Annotated in this window: 22 protein-coding genes and 2 pseudogenes; 11 read left to right on the top strand and 13 right to left on the bottom strand. The window is 71.5% G+C overall.

The features are described from left to right. Window positions 1-38 precede the first annotated feature (38 nt). The gene (locus AQJ67_RS20295; protein WP_062720396.1) at window positions 39-368 is read left to right on the top strand and encodes an antibiotic biosynthesis monooxygenase family protein; all 330 of its coding nucleotides are present in this window, start codon (window positions 39-41) and stop codon (window positions 366-368) included. 31 nt (window positions 369-399) lie between these two features. On the opposite strand, the gene AQJ67_RS20300 is transcribed toward AQJ67_RS20295, so the two are convergent. After that, a complete protein-coding gene (locus AQJ67_RS20300; RefSeq protein ID WP_208615010.1) occupies window positions 400-1,191 on the bottom strand; it encodes a DUF817 domain-containing protein in 792 nt (263 codons plus the stop codon). Window positions 1,192-1,393: 202 nt separating this feature from the next. Here AQJ67_RS20300 and AQJ67_RS20305 point away from each other — a divergent pair, with 202 nt between their 5' ends. The 3 genes from AQJ67_RS20305 (at window position 1,394) to AQJ67_RS20315 (ending at window position 3,322) form a co-directional block, all read left to right on the top strand. After that, entirely contained in the window at window positions 1,394-1,768 is a 375-nt protein-coding gene (locus AQJ67_RS20305; RefSeq protein WP_062720397.1) for an SH3 domain-containing protein, read from the top strand. 47 nt (window positions 1,769-1,815) lie between these two features. Next, the gene (locus AQJ67_RS20310) at window positions 1,816-2,742 is read left to right on the top strand and encodes a GNAT family N-acetyltransferase (protein WP_062720398.1); all 927 of its coding nucleotides are present in this window, start codon (window positions 1,816-1,818) and stop codon (window positions 2,740-2,742) included. 109 nt (window positions 2,743-2,851) lie between these two features. Continuing rightward, window positions 2,852-3,322 (top strand): MarR family winged helix-turn-helix transcriptional regulator, encoded by a 471-nt coding sequence (locus AQJ67_RS20315; protein WP_062720399.1) that lies wholly within the window; start codon window positions 2,852-2,854, stop codon window positions 3,320-3,322. Here AQJ67_RS20315 and AQJ67_RS20320 read toward each other — a convergent pair. From AQJ67_RS20320 to AQJ67_RS20345, 6 genes are all read right to left on the bottom strand, one after another. Beyond that, on the bottom strand, window positions 3,292-5,049 hold the full coding sequence (locus AQJ67_RS20320; protein ID WP_062720400.1) for a PP2C family protein-serine/threonine phosphatase: 1,758 nt from the start codon (window positions 5,047-5,049) through the stop codon (window positions 3,292-3,294). The two genes, AQJ67_RS20315 and AQJ67_RS20320, sit on opposite strands and share 31 nt — an antisense overlap. Further along, the gene (locus AQJ67_RS20325) at window positions 5,046-6,119 is read right to left on the bottom strand and encodes an ATP-binding SpoIIE family protein phosphatase (RefSeq protein WP_062720579.1); all 1,074 of its coding nucleotides are present in this window, start codon (window positions 6,117-6,119) and stop codon (window positions 5,046-5,048) included. Before AQJ67_RS20325 ends, AQJ67_RS20320 begins: the two co-directional genes overlap by 4 nt. After that, entirely contained in the window at window positions 6,119-6,562 is a 444-nt protein-coding gene (locus AQJ67_RS20330; RefSeq protein ID WP_062720401.1) for an anti-sigma regulatory factor, read from the bottom strand. The genes AQJ67_RS20325 and AQJ67_RS20330 overlap by 1 nt, the downstream gene beginning before the upstream one ends. After that, the gene (locus AQJ67_RS20335) at window positions 6,559-6,981 is read right to left on the bottom strand and encodes an STAS domain-containing protein (RefSeq protein WP_062720402.1); all 423 of its coding nucleotides are present in this window, start codon (window positions 6,979-6,981) and stop codon (window positions 6,559-6,561) included. The genes AQJ67_RS20330 and AQJ67_RS20335 overlap by 4 nt, the downstream gene beginning before the upstream one ends. Then, window positions 6,978-7,871, bottom strand: a complete 894-nt coding sequence (locus AQJ67_RS20340) for an STAS domain-containing protein (protein ID WP_062720403.1) — start codon at window positions 7,869-7,871, stop codon at window positions 6,978-6,980. Before AQJ67_RS20340 ends, AQJ67_RS20335 begins: the two co-directional genes overlap by 4 nt. Window positions 7,872-7,942: 71 nt before the next feature. Then, the gene (locus AQJ67_RS20345; protein ID WP_062720404.1) at window positions 7,943-9,148 is read right to left on the bottom strand and encodes a PP2C family protein-serine/threonine phosphatase; all 1,206 of its coding nucleotides are present in this window, start codon (window positions 9,146-9,148) and stop codon (window positions 7,943-7,945) included. A 155-nt stretch (window positions 9,149-9,303) separates the two neighbouring features. Here AQJ67_RS20345 and AQJ67_RS20350 point away from each other — a divergent pair, with 155 nt between their 5' ends. After that, the gene (locus AQJ67_RS20350; protein ID WP_208615011.1) at window positions 9,304-9,792 is read left to right on the top strand and encodes a MarR family winged helix-turn-helix transcriptional regulator; all 489 of its coding nucleotides are present in this window, start codon (window positions 9,304-9,306) and stop codon (window positions 9,790-9,792) included. Between the two features lie 165 nt (window positions 9,793-9,957). On the opposite strand, the gene AQJ67_RS20355 is transcribed toward AQJ67_RS20350, so the two are convergent. Then, the gene (locus AQJ67_RS20355) at window positions 9,958-10,356 is read right to left on the bottom strand and encodes an STAS domain-containing protein (RefSeq protein WP_062720405.1); all 399 of its coding nucleotides are present in this window, start codon (window positions 10,354-10,356) and stop codon (window positions 9,958-9,960) included. A 325-nt stretch (window positions 10,357-10,681) separates the two neighbouring features. Between AQJ67_RS20355 and AQJ67_RS20360 the strand changes: the two genes are divergently transcribed. Further along, entirely contained in the window at window positions 10,682-11,149 is a 468-nt protein-coding gene (locus AQJ67_RS20360) for an ATP-binding protein (protein WP_062720406.1), read from the top strand. Window positions 11,150-11,721: 572 nt separating this feature from the next. Here AQJ67_RS20360 and AQJ67_RS20365 read toward each other — a convergent pair. Then, a complete protein-coding gene (locus AQJ67_RS20365; protein WP_062720407.1) occupies window positions 11,722-12,597 on the bottom strand; it encodes an RNA polymerase sigma factor SigF in 876 nt (291 codons plus the stop codon). Window positions 12,598-12,937: 340 nt separating this feature from the next. On the opposite strand from AQJ67_RS20365, the gene AQJ67_RS20370 reads away from it, so the two are divergent. From AQJ67_RS20370 to AQJ67_RS20380, 3 genes are all read left to right on the top strand, one after another. Continuing rightward, window positions 12,938-13,837, top strand: coding sequence for a SigB/SigF/SigG family RNA polymerase sigma factor (locus tag AQJ67_RS20370; protein ID WP_062720408.1), 900 nt, complete (start codon window positions 12,938-12,940; stop codon window positions 13,835-13,837). A 55-nt stretch (window positions 13,838-13,892) separates the two neighbouring features. Then, a complete protein-coding gene (locus tag AQJ67_RS20375) occupies window positions 13,893-14,156 on the top strand; it encodes a DUF5133 domain-containing protein (RefSeq protein WP_062720409.1) in 264 nt (87 codons plus the stop codon). A gap of 148 nt (window positions 14,157-14,304) precedes the next feature. Beyond that, complete coding sequence (locus AQJ67_RS20380) at window positions 14,305-14,745, top strand: ATP-binding protein (protein WP_079056060.1); 441 nt, start codon at window positions 14,305-14,307, stop codon at window positions 14,743-14,745. A gap of 68 nt (window positions 14,746-14,813) precedes the next feature. Here AQJ67_RS20380 and AQJ67_RS20385 read toward each other — a convergent pair whose 3' ends face one another. Both AQJ67_RS20385 and AQJ67_RS48295 read right to left on the bottom strand, forming a co-directional pair. Then, window positions 14,814-15,251 carry an ATP-binding protein gene (locus AQJ67_RS20385; protein WP_062720410.1) on the bottom strand — a complete coding sequence of 146 codons (438 nt, stop codon included), beginning with the start codon at window positions 15,249-15,251 and terminating at the stop codon, window positions 14,814-14,816. A 189-nt stretch (window positions 15,252-15,440) separates the two neighbouring features. Continuing rightward, the gene (locus tag AQJ67_RS48295) at window positions 15,441-15,599 is read right to left on the bottom strand and encodes a hypothetical protein (RefSeq protein ID WP_167366209.1); all 159 of its coding nucleotides are present in this window, start codon (window positions 15,597-15,599) and stop codon (window positions 15,441-15,443) included. A 218-nt stretch (window positions 15,600-15,817) separates the two neighbouring features. Between AQJ67_RS48295 and AQJ67_RS20390 the strand changes: the two genes are divergently transcribed. Both AQJ67_RS20390 and AQJ67_RS20395 read left to right on the top strand, forming a co-directional pair. Beyond that, window positions 15,818-17,632, top strand: a complete 1,815-nt coding sequence (locus AQJ67_RS20390; protein WP_079056061.1) for an ABC transporter ATP-binding protein — start codon at window positions 15,818-15,820, stop codon at window positions 17,630-17,632. 108 nt (window positions 17,633-17,740) lie between these two features. Next, entirely contained in the window at window positions 17,741-18,274 is a 534-nt protein-coding gene (locus AQJ67_RS20395; protein ID WP_062720412.1) for a MarR family winged helix-turn-helix transcriptional regulator, read from the top strand. A 40-nt stretch (window positions 18,275-18,314) separates the two neighbouring features. Here the strand turns inward: AQJ67_RS20395 and AQJ67_RS48300 are convergent. Together AQJ67_RS48300 and AQJ67_RS48630 are read right to left on the bottom strand one after the other, a co-directional pair. Further along, a pseudogene (locus AQJ67_RS48300) lies at window positions 18,315-18,704 on the bottom strand (3-phenylpropionate dioxygenase); the annotation flags it as partial. Next, a pseudogene (locus tag AQJ67_RS48630) lies at window positions 18,696-19,257 on the bottom strand (thiamine pyrophosphate-binding protein); the annotation flags it as partial. The pseudogenes AQJ67_RS48300 and AQJ67_RS48630, both read right to left, overlap by 9 nt. Between the last annotated feature and the right edge of the window lie 9 nt (window positions 19,258-19,266).

Raw genomic sequence — 19,266 nt, forward strand, 5'->3', positions numbered from 1 at the left:
CGCGCGTGGCCCGGCGGCCGTGCGGCAGGATGAGCACCATGAGCGTAGTCAAGATCAACGTACTGACCGTGCCCGCCGAGCAGCGCGAGACGCTGGAGAAGCGCTTCGCCTCGCGTGCGCACGCCGTGGAGAACTCCGACGGGTTCGAGTGGTTCGAACTCCTGCGTCCGGTCGAGGGCACCGACACCTACCTCGTGTACACGCGGTGGCGTGACGAGGAGTCGTTCCAGGCCTGGATGGAGGGTCCGATGAAGTCGGCCCACCAGGGCGGTGGCGAGGGCGCCGGCGAGCGTCCCAAGCCGGCGGCGAGCGGGTCCACCCTGTGGTCGTTCGAGGTCGTGCAGTCGGCGGGACCGAAGAGCGCCTAGTGGTGAGCGGCGGGGGCCCGTCCCCCGCCGCTCACTCGGCCCCGGTGCGACGCGACCGGGCGACGGCCGCCAGGACGAAGGTGACGCTGATCAGCAGGGACCAGGCGCCGAACTTCTCCACGCCGACGGGCTGCCAGCCGTGGAGCTGGTAGGGGTAGCGCCAGGCGCCGACATAGGTGGCGAGGTTCTCCGCGATCCAGAGGAAGAAGCCGATCAGGACGAACGACAGCGCCAGCGGCATCCGCCGGCGCACCCCGCGCACCGTGAAGCGCACGGACGAGCCCGCGGTGACGGCGAGGAGCAGTGCGGCCAGCAGCCAGCGCGCGTCGGGCAGCCAGTGGTGGCTGAAGAAGTTCACGTAGACGGCGGCGGCGACCACGGCCGTCGACCTCGGCCGGTACCGGACCAGCTCCAGGTCGAACAGGCGCCAGGCGCGGCAGACGTAGCTGCCGACAGCGGCGTACAGGAACCCGCCGTACAGCGGGACGCCCGCGAACTTCAGTACCGCCGGTTCCGGATAGCTCCACGAGCCGAGGGACACCTTCACCAGTTCGAAGGCCAGGCCGATCACATGGCAGACGGCGATGACGGCTATGTCCCGCCCGTTCTCCCAGCCGCGCATCCAGAACAGCAGCGTCAGCAGGACCCCGTAGACGACCAGCAGGTCGTAGCGGGCCACGGGCAGGCCGGGCAGCAGGGCGGAGGCCGCCACGCCGGACATGAGGGCGATGGCGAAGGCGCAGGACCGGGTCTGTGTCCACGCGAAGTCGAGCAGCTGGCGCACTGACGCCGCCAGGGGGCCTGGGATGCTTGCGGTGACCATGATCCCAAGGACGAGCCCGTGGCGCTCCCGGTTGCCTCCGGTGCCGGCCGTCGTCGGGAGGGTAAGGCCTGGGCCGCGGGTTCGGTACCTGACAAATATCAGGGTCCCGGTGACCTCGCCCTTGCCTACAGTTCCTTGCCTACAGTTCTTTGCGCCGGCCGGATGCCGGGCACGTGACCCGTCGGAACAGGGGGAATCCATCATGTCCACTCGTATCCTCGCCCGGGCGGCGCTCGTCGTCGCCGGTGCGCTGGCTCTGCTCGGCCCGCTCACCGCCCAGGCCGCGGTGGCGGCGGCCGACACGGACCGGGGTGAGGCCCGCGTCATGGCCGCGCCGTACGCCGTCGTGCCGTACGAGACGGTCAACGTCCGCTCGGGCCCCGCGCGTTCCTACGACAAGGTCGGCAGCGTGGCCGCGAACCAGCCGCGCGGCGCCTACTGCTGGGTGCGCGGCGAGACCATCCGCGACCACGGCTACACCAACAACGTGTGGGTCAAGCTCGTCGAGGGCTATGTGAGCGCCGTCTACCTCAAGGGCAACGAGTACGGCGACCTGCCCGCGACCGCGACCTGCTGAGCGGAAATCCCGTTGCGGCCGTGCCGCCCTCCCCGGACCCTGGGCACATGTGCTACGCCCTTCGTCCGGCCGGCCTCACCGACGCGGCCGCCATCACCGAACTGCTCAACGAGGTCGACCTGATCGAGATCGGCCGGCCCGAGACCGACCTGCACACCGTGGAAGCCGATCTGAAGCGCCCCGACGTCACGCTGGAGCGCGACTCGTGGCTGGCCTTCGACGGCGAACGGCTGGTGGCGTACGGCCTGTTGTGGGACGAGTCGGGCGGCGAGCGCGTCGACGTAGACCACTATGTGCTGCCCGACCACCAGCGGGCCGGCGAGCTCGTATTCGACGCGATCGAGGCCCGCGCCCTGGACAAGGCCCGTGCGAACGGCGCGTCCAGGGCGGTGGTGCATCTGCACCTCAACACGGAGCCCACGCTCGACACCCGGCTGATCGAGGAGCGCGGCTGGTCCGTCGTACGCCGTTATCACGTGCTGCGGCGTCCGCTGGACGCCGCCGAGGACCTCGTGCCCGCCGTTCCGCCGGGCATCCTGCTGCGGCCCTGCGCCGAGGAGGCGGACCGTGCGCGCGTCCACGCGCTGTACCAGTCGAGCTTCGCCGAGCACTTCGACTTCCAGCCGCGTACCTACGAGCAGTGGCTGCACGACGTCGACGCGGACCGGCTCGACTGGTCGCTGGTGTGGATCGCCGCCACGGCGGACCTGGGGGACGTCGGCTTCCTGCTCGCCCGCGACGACCGGGAGGCGATGGGATGGATCCGCAGCATCGGTGTGGTGCCTGAGGGGCGTGGGCTGGGCCTCGGTGGCCTGCTGCTGCGGCACGCCTTCGCGGCCTTCGCCGCACGCGGACGCGACACGGTGGGGCTCGGGGTGGACACCGCCAACGCCACGGGGGCTCCGGCCCTGTACGCCCGGCACGGGATGACGGTCCACTACGCCGTCGACACCTGGGAGACCGTCGTGAAGTGACCGGGGGAAGCCGGTGCTGCCGCGCCTGTGTAGTCTCCGTCGCTTCGGGTAGGCCCCCTTGCACTGATGGGGCCCAGGCCGGAGTCGACCGAGAGAGAAGTGTCGGGCCATGTGCCGCGAACCGGATCCCGAGATCCCCTGCGAGCTTCCCTCCGACGTCGTCGGTCGGCACGTCGTCGAGGCCGTGGAGAACCTGGTGACGCTCTGGTTCACGGCCGTCGAGGAGGTCCGGCCGCGCCTGCCGCCGCTCCAGCTACGCGCCTTGCGGGCGGTCAGCCGCCGGCCCGCGCTCAACCTCACCGCCCTGGCCGAGCAGCTGCACATCGCACTGCCCACCGCCAGCCGGCTCTGCGACCGCCTCGAAGCCGCCGGACTGCTCCGGCGCCGGGTACGCCCCGGCAACCGGCGCGAGGTGCACCTGGAGGTCACGGCCGAGGGACGGCGGTGTCTGGCGGACGTCGCCGAGCGGCTCTCCCTGCATCTGGCCGTCGCCTTCGACGACGTGCCTCCCGCGCGGCGCGCCCGGCTGGAACAGGTGCTGCGCGCCTTTCACGAGGGCGGTCCTGCCGCGGACCCGTAGCCGCCGTGCACATGGCACAGCAACAGGCATACGTCGTCGTCGTGTTCGGAGTCGTGCAGCAGCGGATGCAGGAGCCGGTCGGCGGACGCCTCAAGTTCCTGGGCGAGTTCGGTCGGCCGGAACCTGCCCAGTTCCTCGGCGAGGCGGTCGATGCCGGGGTCGATCCCCTGGGCGCGACGCTCCACCAGCCCGTCGGTGTAGAGCGCCAGCGTCGATCCGGGCGGGAGCGGCACCGTGTGGTCGCGGATCTCCTGCTTCAGCGGGATGCCCAGCATGGCGCCGGGCTTGTCATCCAGGGTGAGCACCTGGCCGTCGGGGGTGCGCAGCACCGGCGGCGGATGGCCGGCGGCGGCCCAGGTGAGGGTGGGGTCGTCGGGGTGGAAGCGCGCGATGACGGCGGTGGCGTAGAGGTCGAGGCGCAGGCGGTGCAGGAAGAGGTGCAGTCGGGTCAGGAGTTCGCCGGGGCTGCTGCCGTCGACGGCGTAGGCGCGCAGGGCGGTGCGCAGCTGGCTCATCATCACCGCGGCGTGCAGCCCGTGTCCGGTGACGTCCCCGATGACGGTGATCAGGCTGCCGTCGGGCTGACGGAAGGCGTCGTACCAGTCGCCGCCGACGTTCAGGCCGCGGGTGGCCGGGAGGTAGCGGGCGGCCAGGGTCAGGCCCGGTGTCGTGGGCAGTTCGGTGAGCAGGGCGCGTTGCAGGGTCTCGGCGATGTCCCGGTTGTGCTCGAAGCGTCGGGCGTTCTCCAGGGCGATGCTGGCCCGTCGGGTCAGTTCGATCAGCATGACGGCGTCGTCCGCGTCCCAGCGTTCGTCGGGCGGCGACAGGGTGAGGACGCCCTGCGAGGCCCGCCGGGAGAGCAGGGGGATGCACAGGAGGGGCCGGCCGGGGTCGATGGCCGAGGGCGGCTGGTCGTCGACGCCGGGCAGGCCGCCGGGGTGGTCGGCGGCGTACTGGGGCCGGCCGCGGCGGGCGGCGAGGACGGCAGCGGCCGGGTGCGGGCCGCCGCGCAGGGCGTCGTCCACGTCGTCGAACAGCCAGACGTCGACGCTGCGCGCGTATCTCGGCACCAGCAGGGCGGGCAGCAGCCGCACGATCGCCTCGTGGTTGAGGGAGGCCGTCAGCGCGGCGCTGGCATCGGCCAGGAAGGTCAGCCGCCCGCGGGCGTTCTCCGCCTCCTTGCGGGCCTGCTGTTCGGCGTCGAAGAGCTCGCGCTGGGCGCGCCCGGCGGCGTCCAGGTCGGCGTGCAGCGCCAGTACGCCCTGGTTGGTCTGGTGGAGTTCCTCGCGGTGGAAGGCGACCAGCCCTTCCTGTTCGTCGAGCCGGTCCAGCAGCAGGGCCGCGTCCTCGTCGGCGCCGAACAGGGCCTCGGCCAGCGTCGCCGGGTCGTCGGCCGCGGGCTCGGCGGCGGCGGGCTCGGCGGCGGCGAGGTGCGCGTCCTCGGCGCAGGGGACGCAGGCGCGCCACGGGGGTTGCCGGTCGTCCGGGCGGCGTTTCGCCGGAGCCACCTCGACGCCGAGGTCGCCACCCGCGGACGACAGGGTCGTCTCGGCGCGGACCCGCCATTCACCGCCCTTGGTCAGGCACTGTCGCAGCTGTGCGGTGAGCGCGGCCACCAGGCGGGTGCGTTCGACGGGCGGCACTCCGCACGCGGCGGCCAGCCGTGCCGTGGCGATACGGGCCCGCGCGGCGTCGGTGATGGTGCGGACGTACCAGGTGCGGGTCATGGCGTGCCGTCCGGTCGCCAGGGGCTCAGGACGGCGACGGCGGTGTCGTCGCGGACCGGCCGGGCGGGGCTGCTGGCGTCCCGCACGATCGTCGCGGCGATCACGGCGGGGTCGAGGGACGCCGGCGCGTCGGCCGCCGGGCCGGGACTCCAGCGGCTCGGCAGGCCGTCGCTGTGCAGGACGAGGAGGCAGTCGTCCGTCCAGCCCGCCTGTTGCTGCGGGAGGTGCGTGGGGAGGTGGGCGCCGACGATGCCGGGCCGGGAGACCAGCCCCTGCCAGCTGTCGCCGCGACGCAGCCGGGCGCCCACATTGCCGACTCCGGCGAACGACAACTGCCCGGCGCCGATGTCGAGTTGGGCCACGGAAACGGCCGCTCCCCGGGTGTCGCGCAGGGCGCTGTTCAGTCGCCGCAGCAGGTCCGCCGGTGACAGGTGGGGGGCCTGGCGCAGTTCCTCCACCGCGGCGGAGGAGGCGCGGGCGGCGAGGGGGCCGTGGCCCAGGCCGTCGGCCAGCAGCAGCGTCACGCGGTCGGCCGTCCGCACGCACACCCAGGCGTCGCCGGAGAACTCCCCGCCCGCGAGGGGGATGTTGACTCCGCCGGCCCGCACCGGGAGCGGCGCGGGACGCGGGCCCGTGGTGTCACGGGCCGGGCGGGAGGCGATCCTGGCCATGACGATCGTGCCCCGCCCGGGCGCGCTGTGCAGACCGAAGTCGTCGGCCGTACGCAGACAGGTGCCGAGACCGGCGCCCAGGGTGGCCGTGGTCGAGTACCCGTCGCGCAGGGCCACGGCGGTGTCGGGCATGCCGGGGCCGTGGTCGACGGCCACGATCTGCACGAGGGCGCCGCGCTCGTCGCCGTAGGCCGGAGCGCTCGGTCCGACGAGGTCGAGCAGTATCCGTCCGCCACCGGCGTGCTTGAGCAGATTGGTGGCGAGTTCGGTGGTCACGAGCTCGGCGGCGGCGACCCGGTCCTCGGCCAGCCCGGCCTGCCGGGCCGCGGCCCCGGCCGCCACCCGGGCGTCGCGCACCCGGGTCGAGTCGTGCACCGGCACCTCCCAGACGCGCGGCATCAGGGCGCCTCGCGCGGGCCGGGCGGCCGGGAGATCCATGACGTCACCGTAACGGTGGTGCCGCTGCCGCGGCGAGTGTCGACGGAGAAGTCGTGGACCAGGCGCCGGGCGCCGCCGAGCCCCATGCCCAGTCCCTCGCCGGAGGTGTAGCCGTCGGTCAGCGCCTGGTCGAGGTCCCCGATGCCGGGGCCCTCGTCGCTGAAGACGAGCCGCAGTCCCTTCACCCCGCCGCTGGTCACGGCCGTGCACTCCATCTGTCCCCCGCCGCCGTGGACGAGGGCGTTGCGGGCCAGTTCACTGGCCGCGGTGACGAGTTTGGTCTGCTCCACCAGACCGAACCCGAGTTGGGCGGTCATCTGCCGCACATGCTGCCGTACCCGCACCAGGTCGAGGTCCGAGTGGATCGGCAGGCAGGCGGAGACACTGCCGGTGCTGTGGGTCACGGGCGCTCCCCGCGGGCACGCCCGGCACGGGGCAGCACCGACACCTCGGCCCCGAGCAGCCGCAGGGCGTCCTCGGTGGTCAGAGCCGTCCGCAGGCCCGGCAGGGTCAGGCCCAGTTCCACCAGGGTGATGGCCACCGCCGGGCGCATCCCGGCGACCACGGTCTGGGCCGCCAGCAGCCGGGTCATGGCCGCGACGTCGCTGAGTACCCGGCCCATGAAGGAGTCGACGATCTCGACACCGGAGAGGTCGATGACCACCCCGCTGACCGTGCTGTCGGAGACGGTCTCACCGATGTCCTGCCGGAGCCGTTCCGCCGTGCTGTCGTACAGGTCGCCCTGGAGGGTGACCAGGAGGACCCCGCCCAGCCTGAGGACGGGCACGTGTCCTTCGTACGGGAAGGTGGCGGCACCTGTCACTGGGGCTCTCCGGCCGGGGCGGGGACGATGTGGGCGCCCTGCTGCTGGAGAGCGTAGGCGAGGGCGTCCGCGAGGCTGGCGCGGGTGAGCACCGAGCTGAGGTCGATGCCGAGGTGGACGATGGTCTGCGCGATGGCCGGCCGGATCCCGGAGACTATGCACTCCGCCCCCATCAGCCGCGCCGCCGCCACGGTCTTCATCAGATGCTGCGCGACCAGGGAGTCGACCGTCGGCACTCCGGTGATGTCCAGGATGGCGATGCGGGCGTGCTGCTCGACGACGGCGTCCAGGAGGGTCTCCATCACCACCTGGCTGCGGGCGCTGTCGAGGGTGCCGATCAGCGGTACGGCGACGATGCCTTCCCACAGCTTGATGACGGGGGTGGCGATCTCGAGCATTTCGAGGCGCTGGCGGTTGATGAGTTCCTGCCCGGCGCTCATCGCCGTCTCCATCATGACCAGGCGCAGGGTGCCCATCAGCACGGCCAGTGCCGTCGTGCACTTGCGCACGTGCTCGGCGGGCGCCGCGGAGAGCTCGTCGAGCAGCAGGTCGTTGACGGGCGGGCGCAGCGCGTCCATCTCGGCCGAGATCTGCGCGAGGGTCGCGCCGCTGCGGGCCCGGGAATGCGCCGTACGCGCCAACTGCTCGCGTACGACGGCGAACCCGTCCGCCTCCGCGTCCTCCAGGCGTCCCGCGGCGGCCACCGCGGCCAGGGCCTCCACCACGGCCCGGCCGGCCTCCACCGCCTCTTCCCTGGAGACGGTGAACACGGTGCGGAACAGCGCCGCGTCGGCCCAGCGCTGCGCGATCTGCTCCCGGCGCCCTCGCAGGAAGGTCCCGACCTCCTCCGTCGGATTGGTCTGCTCTTCTGCCGTTTGCTGCTCCGGCACGTACTTCCCTCCTCATACGGTGTGCGCCGCCCCGAGGGTACGGGGAGCGCCGGACGGTTCGGTCAGGGCGTCTACCGCGGCCCGAACCAGTCGAGACAGACCACGAGCGCGTCGTCGTCGGGCACGGGTGTGCCGCGGTGACCGGCCAGTTCTCTGAGCACGGCGCGGGGTACCTCCGCCGCGGGCAGCAGGCTGGTGGAGACGAGGGCGCGGGCCAGCGCGCGCTCCCCGTACTGCTCGCCGCCGGGCGCCGCGACCGCGTACACCCCGTCGCTGGCGAAGACGAGCCGGTCGCCGGGTTCGAGGTCCAGGTCGAGTTCCTGGGCGACGTAGTCCGTCTCCTCGAACATGCCCAGGGGCAGCTGCTCGTCGAGTGCGAAGGCGGTGACGGTACGGCCGCGCAGCCGCAGCATCTGCGGGGAGCCGGCGTCGACGACCTGGAGCCGGCCCGTGCGCAGGTCGAGGTCGAGCAGCAGCACGGACAGGTGGGCGTCGCCCCGGTAGTGGGCGTGGACGGCCTGGTCGGCGAGGGCGGCCTGGTCCGCGATGGACAGGCCGGCCCGCCGTGCGTTGCGCAGCGCGTTGATGCCCAGGTTGGTCAGGAGGGAGGCCTCGATGCCCTCGCCCATGCCGTTGGTGATGTAGAGCATCAGACGGTCGGCGTTCGCGGACCAGTCGAAGTTGTCGCCGAAGATCGCGTAGGCGGGTTCGAGCTGGGCGCCGAGCGCGTACTCGGCGCGGCTGCAGGAGCGGCCCGGCAGGAGTTGCCACTGCATCTCCGCGGCCAGGGTGAGCCGGTCGGTGCGGCGGGCCCGCAGGTACAGGTCGGTGTCCCGGTCGGCGACGACCACCTCGTGCCCGAGTACCTGGGCCACGTCGGCCAGTTCGTCCAGGCACTCCTCGGCCCGCTCGGCGGAGGGCATCGTGACGGCCAGGACGCCGAGCCGGTCGCCGCGTACGGTCACCGGCAGGTGCAGGCGGACCCGGCCGTCGGTCAGCTTCTCGACGAAGGGTTCCTGGGAGCCGAAGGCCCGTCCGGCCGGGCTGCCGTGCGCCGACACCGGTTCGGGCGGGCCGGCCGCCGGGTCGCCGGGCCGGCCGCTGCCGGTGCCGTGGCCGGCGGGGACGGGCTGGAGGGTGGCGAGGCCGTAGTCGGCCAGGAAGAGCTGGACGGTCGTCGCCGCGTACTCGTCGCACAGTACTTCGCGGACCGCGTCCACCAGTTGGTGCGGGGCGGCGGAGCGAAGTGCCCGCTCGGCTGCCACGAATCTGTTCACGATGTCGGATACGCCAATCTTGTCACGGTGACGGCGCTGGACCCGCGCTGCCGCGGACGCCGCCCATCGGTCCTTCTTGTCCGTATCTAGTGTTCTGCACGTATTGTCCTGAGCCGCGGGCTGACAGTGCCGGTGAAGCCTGGAAGAGTGGGGGCGTGACTTCCTCCTACTCGCATCCGCGGCCGGACGAGGTGGCGCGTGTGACGTCCGAGGCCGCCGAGTTGCTGGAGGTCCTGTGGGGCCGGGCCTCGACGGCGCCGGTGTCCGCCTCCCAGATCCGGGTGCTCTTCATCCTGGAGCACAGCGACGGCATCAACCTGCGCATGCTCGCCGAGACCCTCGGCTCCACACCGCCCTCGACCAGCCGGCTCTGCGACCGCCTCCAGGCGGTGGGCTTCGTCGAGCGGGCGCCCAGCGCCGCCAGCCGCCGGGAACTGCGCCTGCATCTGAGCCGCCGCGGACGGACCTTCCTGGCGGAGCTGCGCGCGCGGCGCGAAGCCGCGCTCCAGTCCGTGCTGGAGCAGATGCCCGTCACGAAGCGCACCGCTCTGCTGGAGGGACTGGAGGCCTTCTGCGCCGCGGCGTCCGCGGAGATCCACGAGGGCGACGAGGCCTCCGACGCGCGAGACGCACGAAGCGCGTGAAACCCGGCGAAGCGGTCCGTCCTCGTTGCTGACCGGCACGTTCCACACCCCTCCCGCGCTTGACTAGGTCACTCTGTTGCCTCATGGCCATAGTTGTCAAACGGCAACTGTCAGGGGCCGCGGGTGCACTCGTGCTCGCTGAACTGCCCTTCCGGGAAGCGTTCTTCACCCCTCCGTCGAGGACGAGGGCCCTGGACCCGGCTGGGAGTCCGCGGTGGCGAGCGCCTCTTCGGCACTCCCCACGATCGGGACGGTGATGCTGACACCGGTGAGATCCATGATCCGGCGGACGGCGGGCGTCGGGGAGATGACGTACACCCCTCCCGGAATCTCCCGCACCTCTTGATAGGCCCGCAGCACGATGTTCATGCCGGACGAGTCCATGAAGGGGACCCCGGCGATGTCGAGCAGGAAGTGCCGGCGGCCGTGGTGGAGCTGGTTGGCGAGGTGGTGCTGCAACTCGGTGGCCGTATCCATGTCCAGGTCGCCCTCGACCGTCAGCAGCACGGCGTCTTCCCGGGGCACTTCCACCTTGATCGACAGGGGATTCTGGGCAACGGACACAAGTACCTCCCACAGGCGTTGACGATCGGGACGGGTGCCCCGACGAACGGAATTGATGCATCGCGTCCTGCGCGAGCGGTGACCGCCCGTCGATGCGTTCGCCCGCCTACCCCCGAATGTCCGCAGCACACAGGGCTGGTGCGAGCAAGCGGTGTGCGTCACCTTTCTGGCTGTTTTTGCGTGCATCAGCCCGCTGAACGGTTTGGCGACCGGTCGAGCGGTCACGCGATGGGAGAGAAACATCACGCGATGTGGAGGAGAACGGACCTCGTGGCCCTCGCGCCGGAGTCCGCCTCCTCGCCTCTGTCAGTCAGGGAGCGAAGGGATGAGTGAGAAGTACCTGACCGGCCCCACCAGCGCCTCGACGGGCACGGGCCGTCCGCACGGCAGGCCGCGCAGTCCGGCCGAGGCCCGCGGAGCCGTACGCCGGATCCTGTCCGAACAGACGCGCGCCCAGGGCACCACCTGCGCCCCGGACACGCTCTCGGACGCACTGCTGGTGACGTCGGAACTGACGACCAACGCCATGCTGCACGGCGGCGGCATCACCGACTTCGACGTCGAGGTCGTCGGTCACAACCTGTACCTGTCCGTCAGCGACCGGGAACGCCGCCACCCGGTCACCCTCAGTCCGACCGACCCCCGCGGCCGCCACCGCTGCGGAGGCCGCGGCTGGCCGATCGTGTGCCGACTTTCCCGCACGGTACGGATCGCGGACCTGCCGACCGGGGGCAAGCGGGTCACTGCGGTGATTCCTCTGAGGGGGGTGGTGGGGTCTGGAGGAGTCTGTTGAGCCGGCCTGATGGGGGTGGTGGCGTGTGAGGGCAGTGCTGAGGGGCTCGGCTCTCAGGTGGACGGGGGTTGGACGGGCGGGAGTTGTGTGTGCGACGGGGGTAGGGCTGGGCGAGGCGGGATGTCGAGGGTCGACGGGCGGGCCAGGCGACTAGGACGGGAAGCGGACGAGGCACGACTCGGCGGAGCCAGGAGCCAGACAGGCCGGACAGCGGACAGGGCGGCAGGCCGAGAGGCTGGGCCGCGGCCAGCCAGTACACGCGCCGGTCGGTAGACGCAGGGGCCGAACTGCAGGCGGGGTGGCACGTACGCCGGCCGAGCCCCCCGGGTCCACGGTTCAACGGGACCACGACCCGGGCGGGGCAGCTGAACGAACAGCGCAGTACACGCGCCCGTGCACGGCACCCAGCCAGCATGGCCCCTTGTCTTCAGCCCCTTGCCTTCAAGTGCCTTCAACTCAACGGAGCGGGGCGGGCCGCCAGGCCACGGGCGCCGTGTCGGCGGCCGACGTTGCCACGGCCCGGCCCGCCCCGCTTGCAGGGCCCTCCGCCGGAGCGAACCCCTGATGACCCGTCAGGCGACTCCGGGCTCCAGCAGTCCGGCGCGCAGTTGCTTGATGATGCGGCTGATGAGGCGTGAGACGTGCATCTGGGAGACGCCGATCCGTTCGGCGATCTGCGCCTGGGTGAGTTCCTCGACGAAGCGCAGGTGGATGATCCGACGCTCACGTTCGCCGAGTTCGGCGATGAGAGGCGCCAACGAGTGGAAGTCCTCCACGAGTTCCAGGGAGGGATCCTCCTCACCGAGGAACGCGGCCAGTACGGACTCGCTGTTCTCGGAATCGGAGGTGACGGCCGCGTCCAGGGAGGCGGACTGGTAGCAGTTGGCGGCCTTGCGGGCCTCGATGACCTCCTCCTCCGACAGCGACATCAGCTCCGAGAGCTCACGGGTGGTCGGCGTACGGCCCAGTCGGGAACCGAGTTCCTCCGTCGCCTTGGCCAGCTCCGCACGCGCCTCCTGGAGCCGGCGCGGCACATGGACGGCCCAGCTCGTGTCGCGGAAGAAGCGCTTGATCTCGCCGACGATGTACGGCACCGCGAAGGTCGTGAACTCGACCTCCCGGGACACCTCGAAGCGGTCGATGGCCTTGATCAGCCCGATGGTCCCGACCTGGACGATGTCCTCGAGCGAGTCCCCGCGGGCGCGGAACCGCGACGCCGCGTACCGCACGAGCGACAGGTTCATCTCGATCAGCGTGTTGCGTACGTACTGGTAGTCGTGCGTGCCCTCGTCCAGCATGACCAGTCGGTCGAAGAACTGACGCGACAACTCGCGTGCGTCCCGCGGGCTCACCCTCGTCGGATCCTCGATCAGCGGCAGCGCCGCCCCGTCCGTCGTGACCGTCTCCTCTGCCGTGGCCGTTGCCTGCGCCACCGTCACGGCTGCCATGCCGCCCTCCCCATCACCGGAACCAGTTGTCCATCCCCGGGTGCCCGAACTCGCGCGTCTCATGCGTCTTCCGACAGCTTCCTTCGCCGAGAATCCGCACAACGGCGGGTTCTGGCGTGAAGCCACCGCTCTGGCGAAGTCCGGTTCGTGGACCGGGTCCGCTCCGAGGGGCCCCACTCGTTTGCGTACGGAGTTGCGGGGCATGCGGGATCTCGTGCTTCGGACCAGAGGCGCTCCGGTGCGACAGGTGTGACCACTCCAGGGCCGTTCCGCCCAGGCACCCGCACTCGCACCGTTTCCACGGAGATTCCCTGAGAAGGCCGTTCAGGAGCTGTTCCGCATGCTGGTTGAGACGTCCGCACACGGTTCCGACCTTTCCGCCCGTCCCCGCGTGTCGGGTGGCCGCGTCCACGACGACGCGCCCGACACCGCCGCCGACTTCGCCCGCCTCGCCGACCTGCCCGAGGGGCCGGAGCGAGACGCGGTGCGTGACGAGCTGGCCAAGGTGTGGCTGCCCATGGCCCACCGCATCGCCGGCCGATTCCGCAACCGCGGTGAGTCGCTGGAGGATCTGCGTCAGGTCGCGGCCCTCGGACTGGTGAAGGCGATAGACCGCTACGAACCCGGCCGCGGCGCCTTCGAGAGCTACGCCGTGCCCACCATCACCGGGGAGATCAAGCGCCACTTCCGCGACCGGATGTGGGCCCTCCGGGTCCCCCGTCGCGTTCAGGAGCTGCGCAACAAGGTACGGATCGCACGCCGCGACCTCACCGACAACTCCGGCGGCGCCAACCCGTCGGTCGCCGAGATCGCCGCCCACGCGGGGCTCACCGAGGACGAGGTCAACACCGGGCTGGAGGCCCTGGAGAGCTTCAGCACGCTGTCCCTCGACGCCGAGATGTCCTCCAGCGACGACGGGTTCAGCCTCGCCGACACGATCGGCGGCTGCGACGAGGCGTACGACGTCGTCGTCGACCGGGAGGCGGCGAAGGCAGGGCTGCGGCGCCTGCCCGAGCGCGAACGCGCCATTTTGTACATGCGCTTCTTCGAGGACATGACGCAGAGCCGCATCGCCGAGCAACTGGGCATCTCCCAGATGCACGTGTCCCGCCTCATCAGCCGGTGCTGCGCGAGGATCCGGGACGAGGCGCTCGACCAGGGGGCACATCAGGAACCGTGCTGCGACAACGACGGCGGCAGCGGTGGCAGTGGCGGTGTCGGTGGTGGCCACATGGCGTAGCGGAAGGCCGCGCGACGCCCGACATCCCGAGATCGCCTCACCCAGGAGCGCACACATGCTGATGCCCCATCCGACGATGCTGCGCAGACTCGTCGAGGAGTACGAGACCCTCATGGCCCAGCAGGGCGACACGCAGGACGGCCCGGCCCGGCGCGACCTGCGTGCGCAGGACCTGGCCTACACACTGTGCGTGTCGACCGGAACACGCGAGGTGGGAGGGGCCCTGGAGGCGGCCCGTCGGCTGCTCGCCGCCGCCGCGCACGACCCCGGTGGCACCTGTGGCGCACTCGCGCCCCATGATTCGGCCGCGCACGGGTAGGCGCAGCCCCAGGAAGCCGGACGGACGACGAGGAGCGGAGACGACAGCGTGCGAGGAATGGTGAAGTGACAGAAGCCGTGGCCCTCTTGGTGCGCGCCCGCGATGCTCAGGGAGTGATGAGCGTTTCGCGGGCGGCGCACGAGCGATCGTGAAGCCGACCGAGCGCCGTGCGGCCGGGGACCGCCGGACGGTGCGTCCCCGGTCGGTCCCGATCACCAGCGCGGCGACGGCACGCAGTTATGTGCGGTCGGTCGTGGAAGAGCACAGGCGTGTTCCGTCGGGCCCGGCGGGTGAGCGGGCCGTCATGGATCTGCTGCTCGTCGTGTCGGAGGCGGTCACCAACGCCATCCGGCACGGCGGCGGCCTCGCGGGGTTCGAGGTGGCCCTGCTGCCAGAGGGGGTGAGACTGAGCGTGCACGACTACAGCGACGCCGTCCCCTCCGCCGCGTACGGCCCCGGCACGCTCCCGCACTCCCACGAGGGCAGCGGATACGGATGGCCGCTGATCATCCGGCTGTCCCGCGAGATCCACATCGAGCGCCGCCGCGCGGGCGGCAAGACGGTCACCGTGCTGGTGCCGCTGACCTGAGTGTCCGCGCCCGAGCCCGCTCGGGCGGGGCGCGACTCACCAGGGGACGGCCCGCCGGGGCTGGAGCGTCACCAGGGCAGGAACGCGTGCACGTCCTTGCCGTCCTCCCGCACCACCACGCTCACCTGGTCGCACAGGGTGTGGATCAGATACCAGCCGATGCCGCCGCCACTGCCGGTGCCGGGGTGGAAGGGGCGTGGCGCGGGCGGCGTGGTGCTCGTGTCGCTGAGCGTCACATGGACCCCGTCGAACGCCTTGCGCAGCGTCAGGCCGAACGGCCCCGGGGCGTACTGGATCGCGTTGGCGGCGAGTTCGGTGACCACCAGCACGATGTCGTCCCGGTACTCGGGCGTCTGCGGCGGTGCGGCCCGCGCGAGCGTGGTCAGGTACTTCTCCGCGCTGAGGCGGGCTCTCGTCACATCACCGAATCCCCCGTCAAACCTGACCTCGCAGTCCTGTATCTCTTCGGAAGACGGTTTGCCGCCTCCACGCGATTCGGTCGCCATCACACCTTCTCGGGCCCGTCTGCCGTTGGCCGCGGTGACTCGTTCCGGTACTTCCAACGCTGCTGGTTCCCAGGCTGAGCGCGGCTACGCGTCCGGAATGGTAGGAGCCCACGGGACATCACGGAAGAGAGGGGCTGCTGGGGAGGCCGGCTCCCGGCTCGTCGCTCGTGGCACGGCGGCCCGCCCGGCTCAGCGTCGGGCGCCGCCTCGTCGGGCGTTGTTGTACAGGCGCAGCAGGTGCTTCGCGACCGCGCACGGGACCGCGTCCGCATGGCACTGCCGGCAGGTCCGCAGGTGGTGCTCGTAGTCGGCAAGCGCTTGCTGCAGGGCTTCGTCCGGAGCTGGCATCGATGTCCTCGGGGTTGTGCGACCAGGGGAGGCGGCGACCCGGCGGGCGCCGAGAGTGACCGCGACGGGGCACCCGAGAGAGAAGTTGATCATGTTACTTGTGGTACGGGGAAGTCGTGGCCGCGCCGCCACCGGCCGGAAAACCCTTGGACGCCACTTCGATCGGTACGGGACACTGCGTACTCGAACCGTGACTCCATGTAGCCGTCGGGGGTGGGATGGGAACGCCTGAAGCGCGCAGGGTCCTGCCGGGCAAACGCTCGGTGCTTCTCGCACTTCGTTACTACGGAAGGGAGTTGGCCCGTCTCCGATGGCTGACGGTACCGGCGATGCTCTTGTCGGCGGTGGGCAACATCGGGATCAACTACATCGCGCCGCTGATCGTCGCCAAGCTGGTCGGCGGCATCGCGAGCGACAAGGACGTCACCCTCGAATCGACCCTGCCGTATGTCCTCGGCTTCGTCGGGGTGCTGCTGCTCGCGGAAGCGCTGTGGCGCGTCGCCCTGCACTGTCTGAACCGTCTGGACGCCCTGGGCATCGAGCATCTGTACGTCATCGGGATGGACGAGCTGTTCGCCAAGGACGCCGCGTTCTTCCACGACAACTTCGCCGGGTCGCTCACCAAGCGCGTCCTGAGCTTCGCCTCCCGTTTCGAGCAGTTCGTCGACACGCTGACGTTCCAGATCGTGGGCAGTTTCGTGCCGCTGGTGTTCGGTGCGGTGGTGCTGTGGCGTTACGAGCCGCTGCTGGTCGTCGGACTCCTGACGATGATCGCGGTGACCGCGCTGTGCGTGGTGCCCCTGATCCGGCGCCGTCAGGCGCTCGTCGACCTGCGGGAGGAGGCCATCGCCCGGGTGTCCGGGCATGTCGCCGACAGCCTGATGAACATGGACACGGTGCGGGCGTTCGCCGCCGAGGGCCGCGAGGCCGCCGAGCACCGCTCCCGCGTCGCGGCGTCGCGCCGGCTCACGCTGCGGTCGTGGGACTACGGCAATCTGCGCATCGACACCCTGGTCGCGCCGATGTCGGTGCTGACCAACGCGCTGGGCCTGCTGCTCGCGGTCACGCTCGGCGGGGGCGCGCACGGCGTGGAGGCGATCGTGGTCGCGTTCACCTACTACACCAACGCGACGCGGATCATGTTCGAGTTCAACCAGATCTACCGTCGGCTGGAGAGCTCGATGACGGAGGCCGCGCAGTTCACCGAGCTGCTGCTGACGCCGCCGACCGTGCTCGATCCGCCGTCGCCGGAGCCGCTGCTCCCCGGTGCGGCCGACGTCCGCTTCGAGAAGGTGACCTTCGCCCACGCCGGTGGCCGGCCGCTGTTCCAGGGCCTGGAGCTGGACGTGCCCGACGGCGCGAAGATCGGCCTGGTCGGCCGGTCGGGCGGTGGCAAGACCACGCTCACCCGGCTGCTGCTGCGGATGACGGACATCGAGGGCGGGCGGATCCTGATCGGCGGTCAGGACATCAGCAGACTGCGCCAGGCGGACCTGCGCGGCCTGATGGCGTACGTGCCGCAGGACCCGGCGATGTTCCACCGCACGCTGCGGGACAACATCGCGTTCGCCCGGCCGGCCGCCACCGATGCGGAGATCCGCCGCGCGGCCGAGGCGGCCCATGTCACGGAGTTCGCCGACGCGCTGCCGGACGGCTTCGACACCATGGTGGGCGAACGCGGCGTCAAGCTGTCCGGCGGTCAGCGCCAGCGGGTCGCCCTCGCCCGGGCGATCCTGCGCGACGCGCCGATCCTGCTGCTCGACGAGGCGACCAGCGCCCTGGACTCCGAGAGCGAGATCCTGGTCCAGGAAGCGCTGTGGCGGCTCATGGACGGGCGGACGGCGCTGGTGGTGGCGCACCGGCTGAGCACGGTCGCCGGCATGGACCGGCTCGTCGTCCTCGACCGTGGACAGATCGTCGAGCAGGGCACACACGACGGGCTGCTGGCGATGGACGGCGCCTACGCCAAGCTGTGGAAGCACCAGTCGGGCGGCTTCCTCGACGACGCCCCCGCCCAGGCCGAGCTGCCCTGACCTCGGTGGGGCGTTCGCCCGCTGTTGTTTCAGGGCTAAGGTTTCTCCGGGGTTGCGCAGGGCCACGGAGCCCGCTTTTCACGACAGGACCGGCCGTGAAGGGACGACATGGCTCAGCGCAGGGCGAAGCAGCCGGACGCGGTGGCGCGGATCGTGGAGGACTGGGCGCGCGAGCGCCCCGGCCTGGACACCTCGCCGCTGGAGGTGCTCGCCCGGCTGCACCGTGCCTACCTCCAGTACCAGTCGCGGCTGACCGCGCAGATCGAGAAGCACGGGCTGTCCGTCGCCGGGTTCGACGTCCTCACCGCGCTGCGCCGCGCGGGCGCGCCCTACCGGCTCACCGCCGGACAGCTGGCCGCCTCGGGCCTGATCTCGTCGGCGGGGGTGACGCTGCGTCTCGACCGGCTGGAGAACGACGGGCTGCTCGTGCGCGAGCGCGACGCGGCCGACCGGCGTGTCGTCTACTCGCGGCTCACCCACGCCGGCCTGAGGAAGGTGGACGAGGTCTTCGCCGAGCACCTGGAGAACGAGCGCCGGATGCTCGGCGGGCTCTCCCTCACCGAACGGCGTCAACTGGCCCGGCTGCTGTCCGGGCTGGAGCACTCCATCGTCGAGTCCGACTCGGCGGCCGCGACCGGCTGACGCGGCGGGCTGACGAGCGGCCCGCCCGTCCGCCACCGCGTCAGCCGGTCGCGGCCGCGCCGGACTGCTCCGCCGCCTGGGCCTGGTAGAGCCGTCGCAGCCGGACCACGCCGAGGTCGTGCTGGTACAGGTTCCCCCGCTGGTCGGCGTCGGCGGGCATGGCCTCCAGCATCACGCGGTCCTGCTCCAGGACCTGCCAGTGGCGTTCCTCGATGAGGGTCCGGTAGAGGAAACGCCAGGTGTCGCGCTGCCAGTCGGCGACCCTGCGGTAGCGCCAGAAGAAGACGCCGGTGCGTCCGGCGTCCACCGGGCAGGCCATCCCGACGATGCCGAACGGGCCGCCCGGTCCGGCCGACGGCGGGTACGGGATGGACAGGTCCACCCAGTCGACGCCGGTCCGGCACAGCTCCACCCAGTCGAAGTTGACGCCGCCGCCGGCCCAGATCAGCGAGCGCCGCGAGGCGCGCAACAGGTCTTGAGCGGCGGCGAGTTCGACCGCGTCCGGGGACGGAGCCTCGGCGCCGGGCGCCGTGCCGTCCGTGTCCTGCTGTGCCGCGTACTGGAGGTCGATCGGCCACTCCACGCTCGCGGGTCCGCCGGGCACGGCCAGCACCGCCGAGGTCGCCTCGCGCAGGACGCGTCCGGCATCGCGGGCGGACGTGACGGTGGCCGCGTACCGACACCGCGCCGAGCATGCCGAGTTGGTCCTTGGTCTCGTGGATGAAGCCGCGTCCACCGCCCAGGTGGGCCGACTCGATCTGCCCGGTGACGTGCAGGACGGCCGTGCCGGACGCGAGCGCCTCGATCAGGGAGCCGGCCGCGTTGACGGCGGTGGCCTCGTGCCGGACGGGTACGAAACGCAGGTGCCGGTCGACGGCTTCCACGAGCGGCAGGTTGTGGACCGACACGATGCCGAAGACGGTGTCGATGCCGAGGGACTTCAGATGGGCTACGAGGAGTTCGCCCCCGTTGTCGTACTGCATGGGCAGGCT

It is taken from the genome of Streptomyces caeruleatus (genome assembly GCF_001514235.1).
In the GTDB taxonomy this organism is placed as follows: domain Bacteria; phylum Actinomycetota; class Actinomycetes; order Streptomycetales; family Streptomycetaceae; genus Streptomyces; species Streptomyces caeruleatus.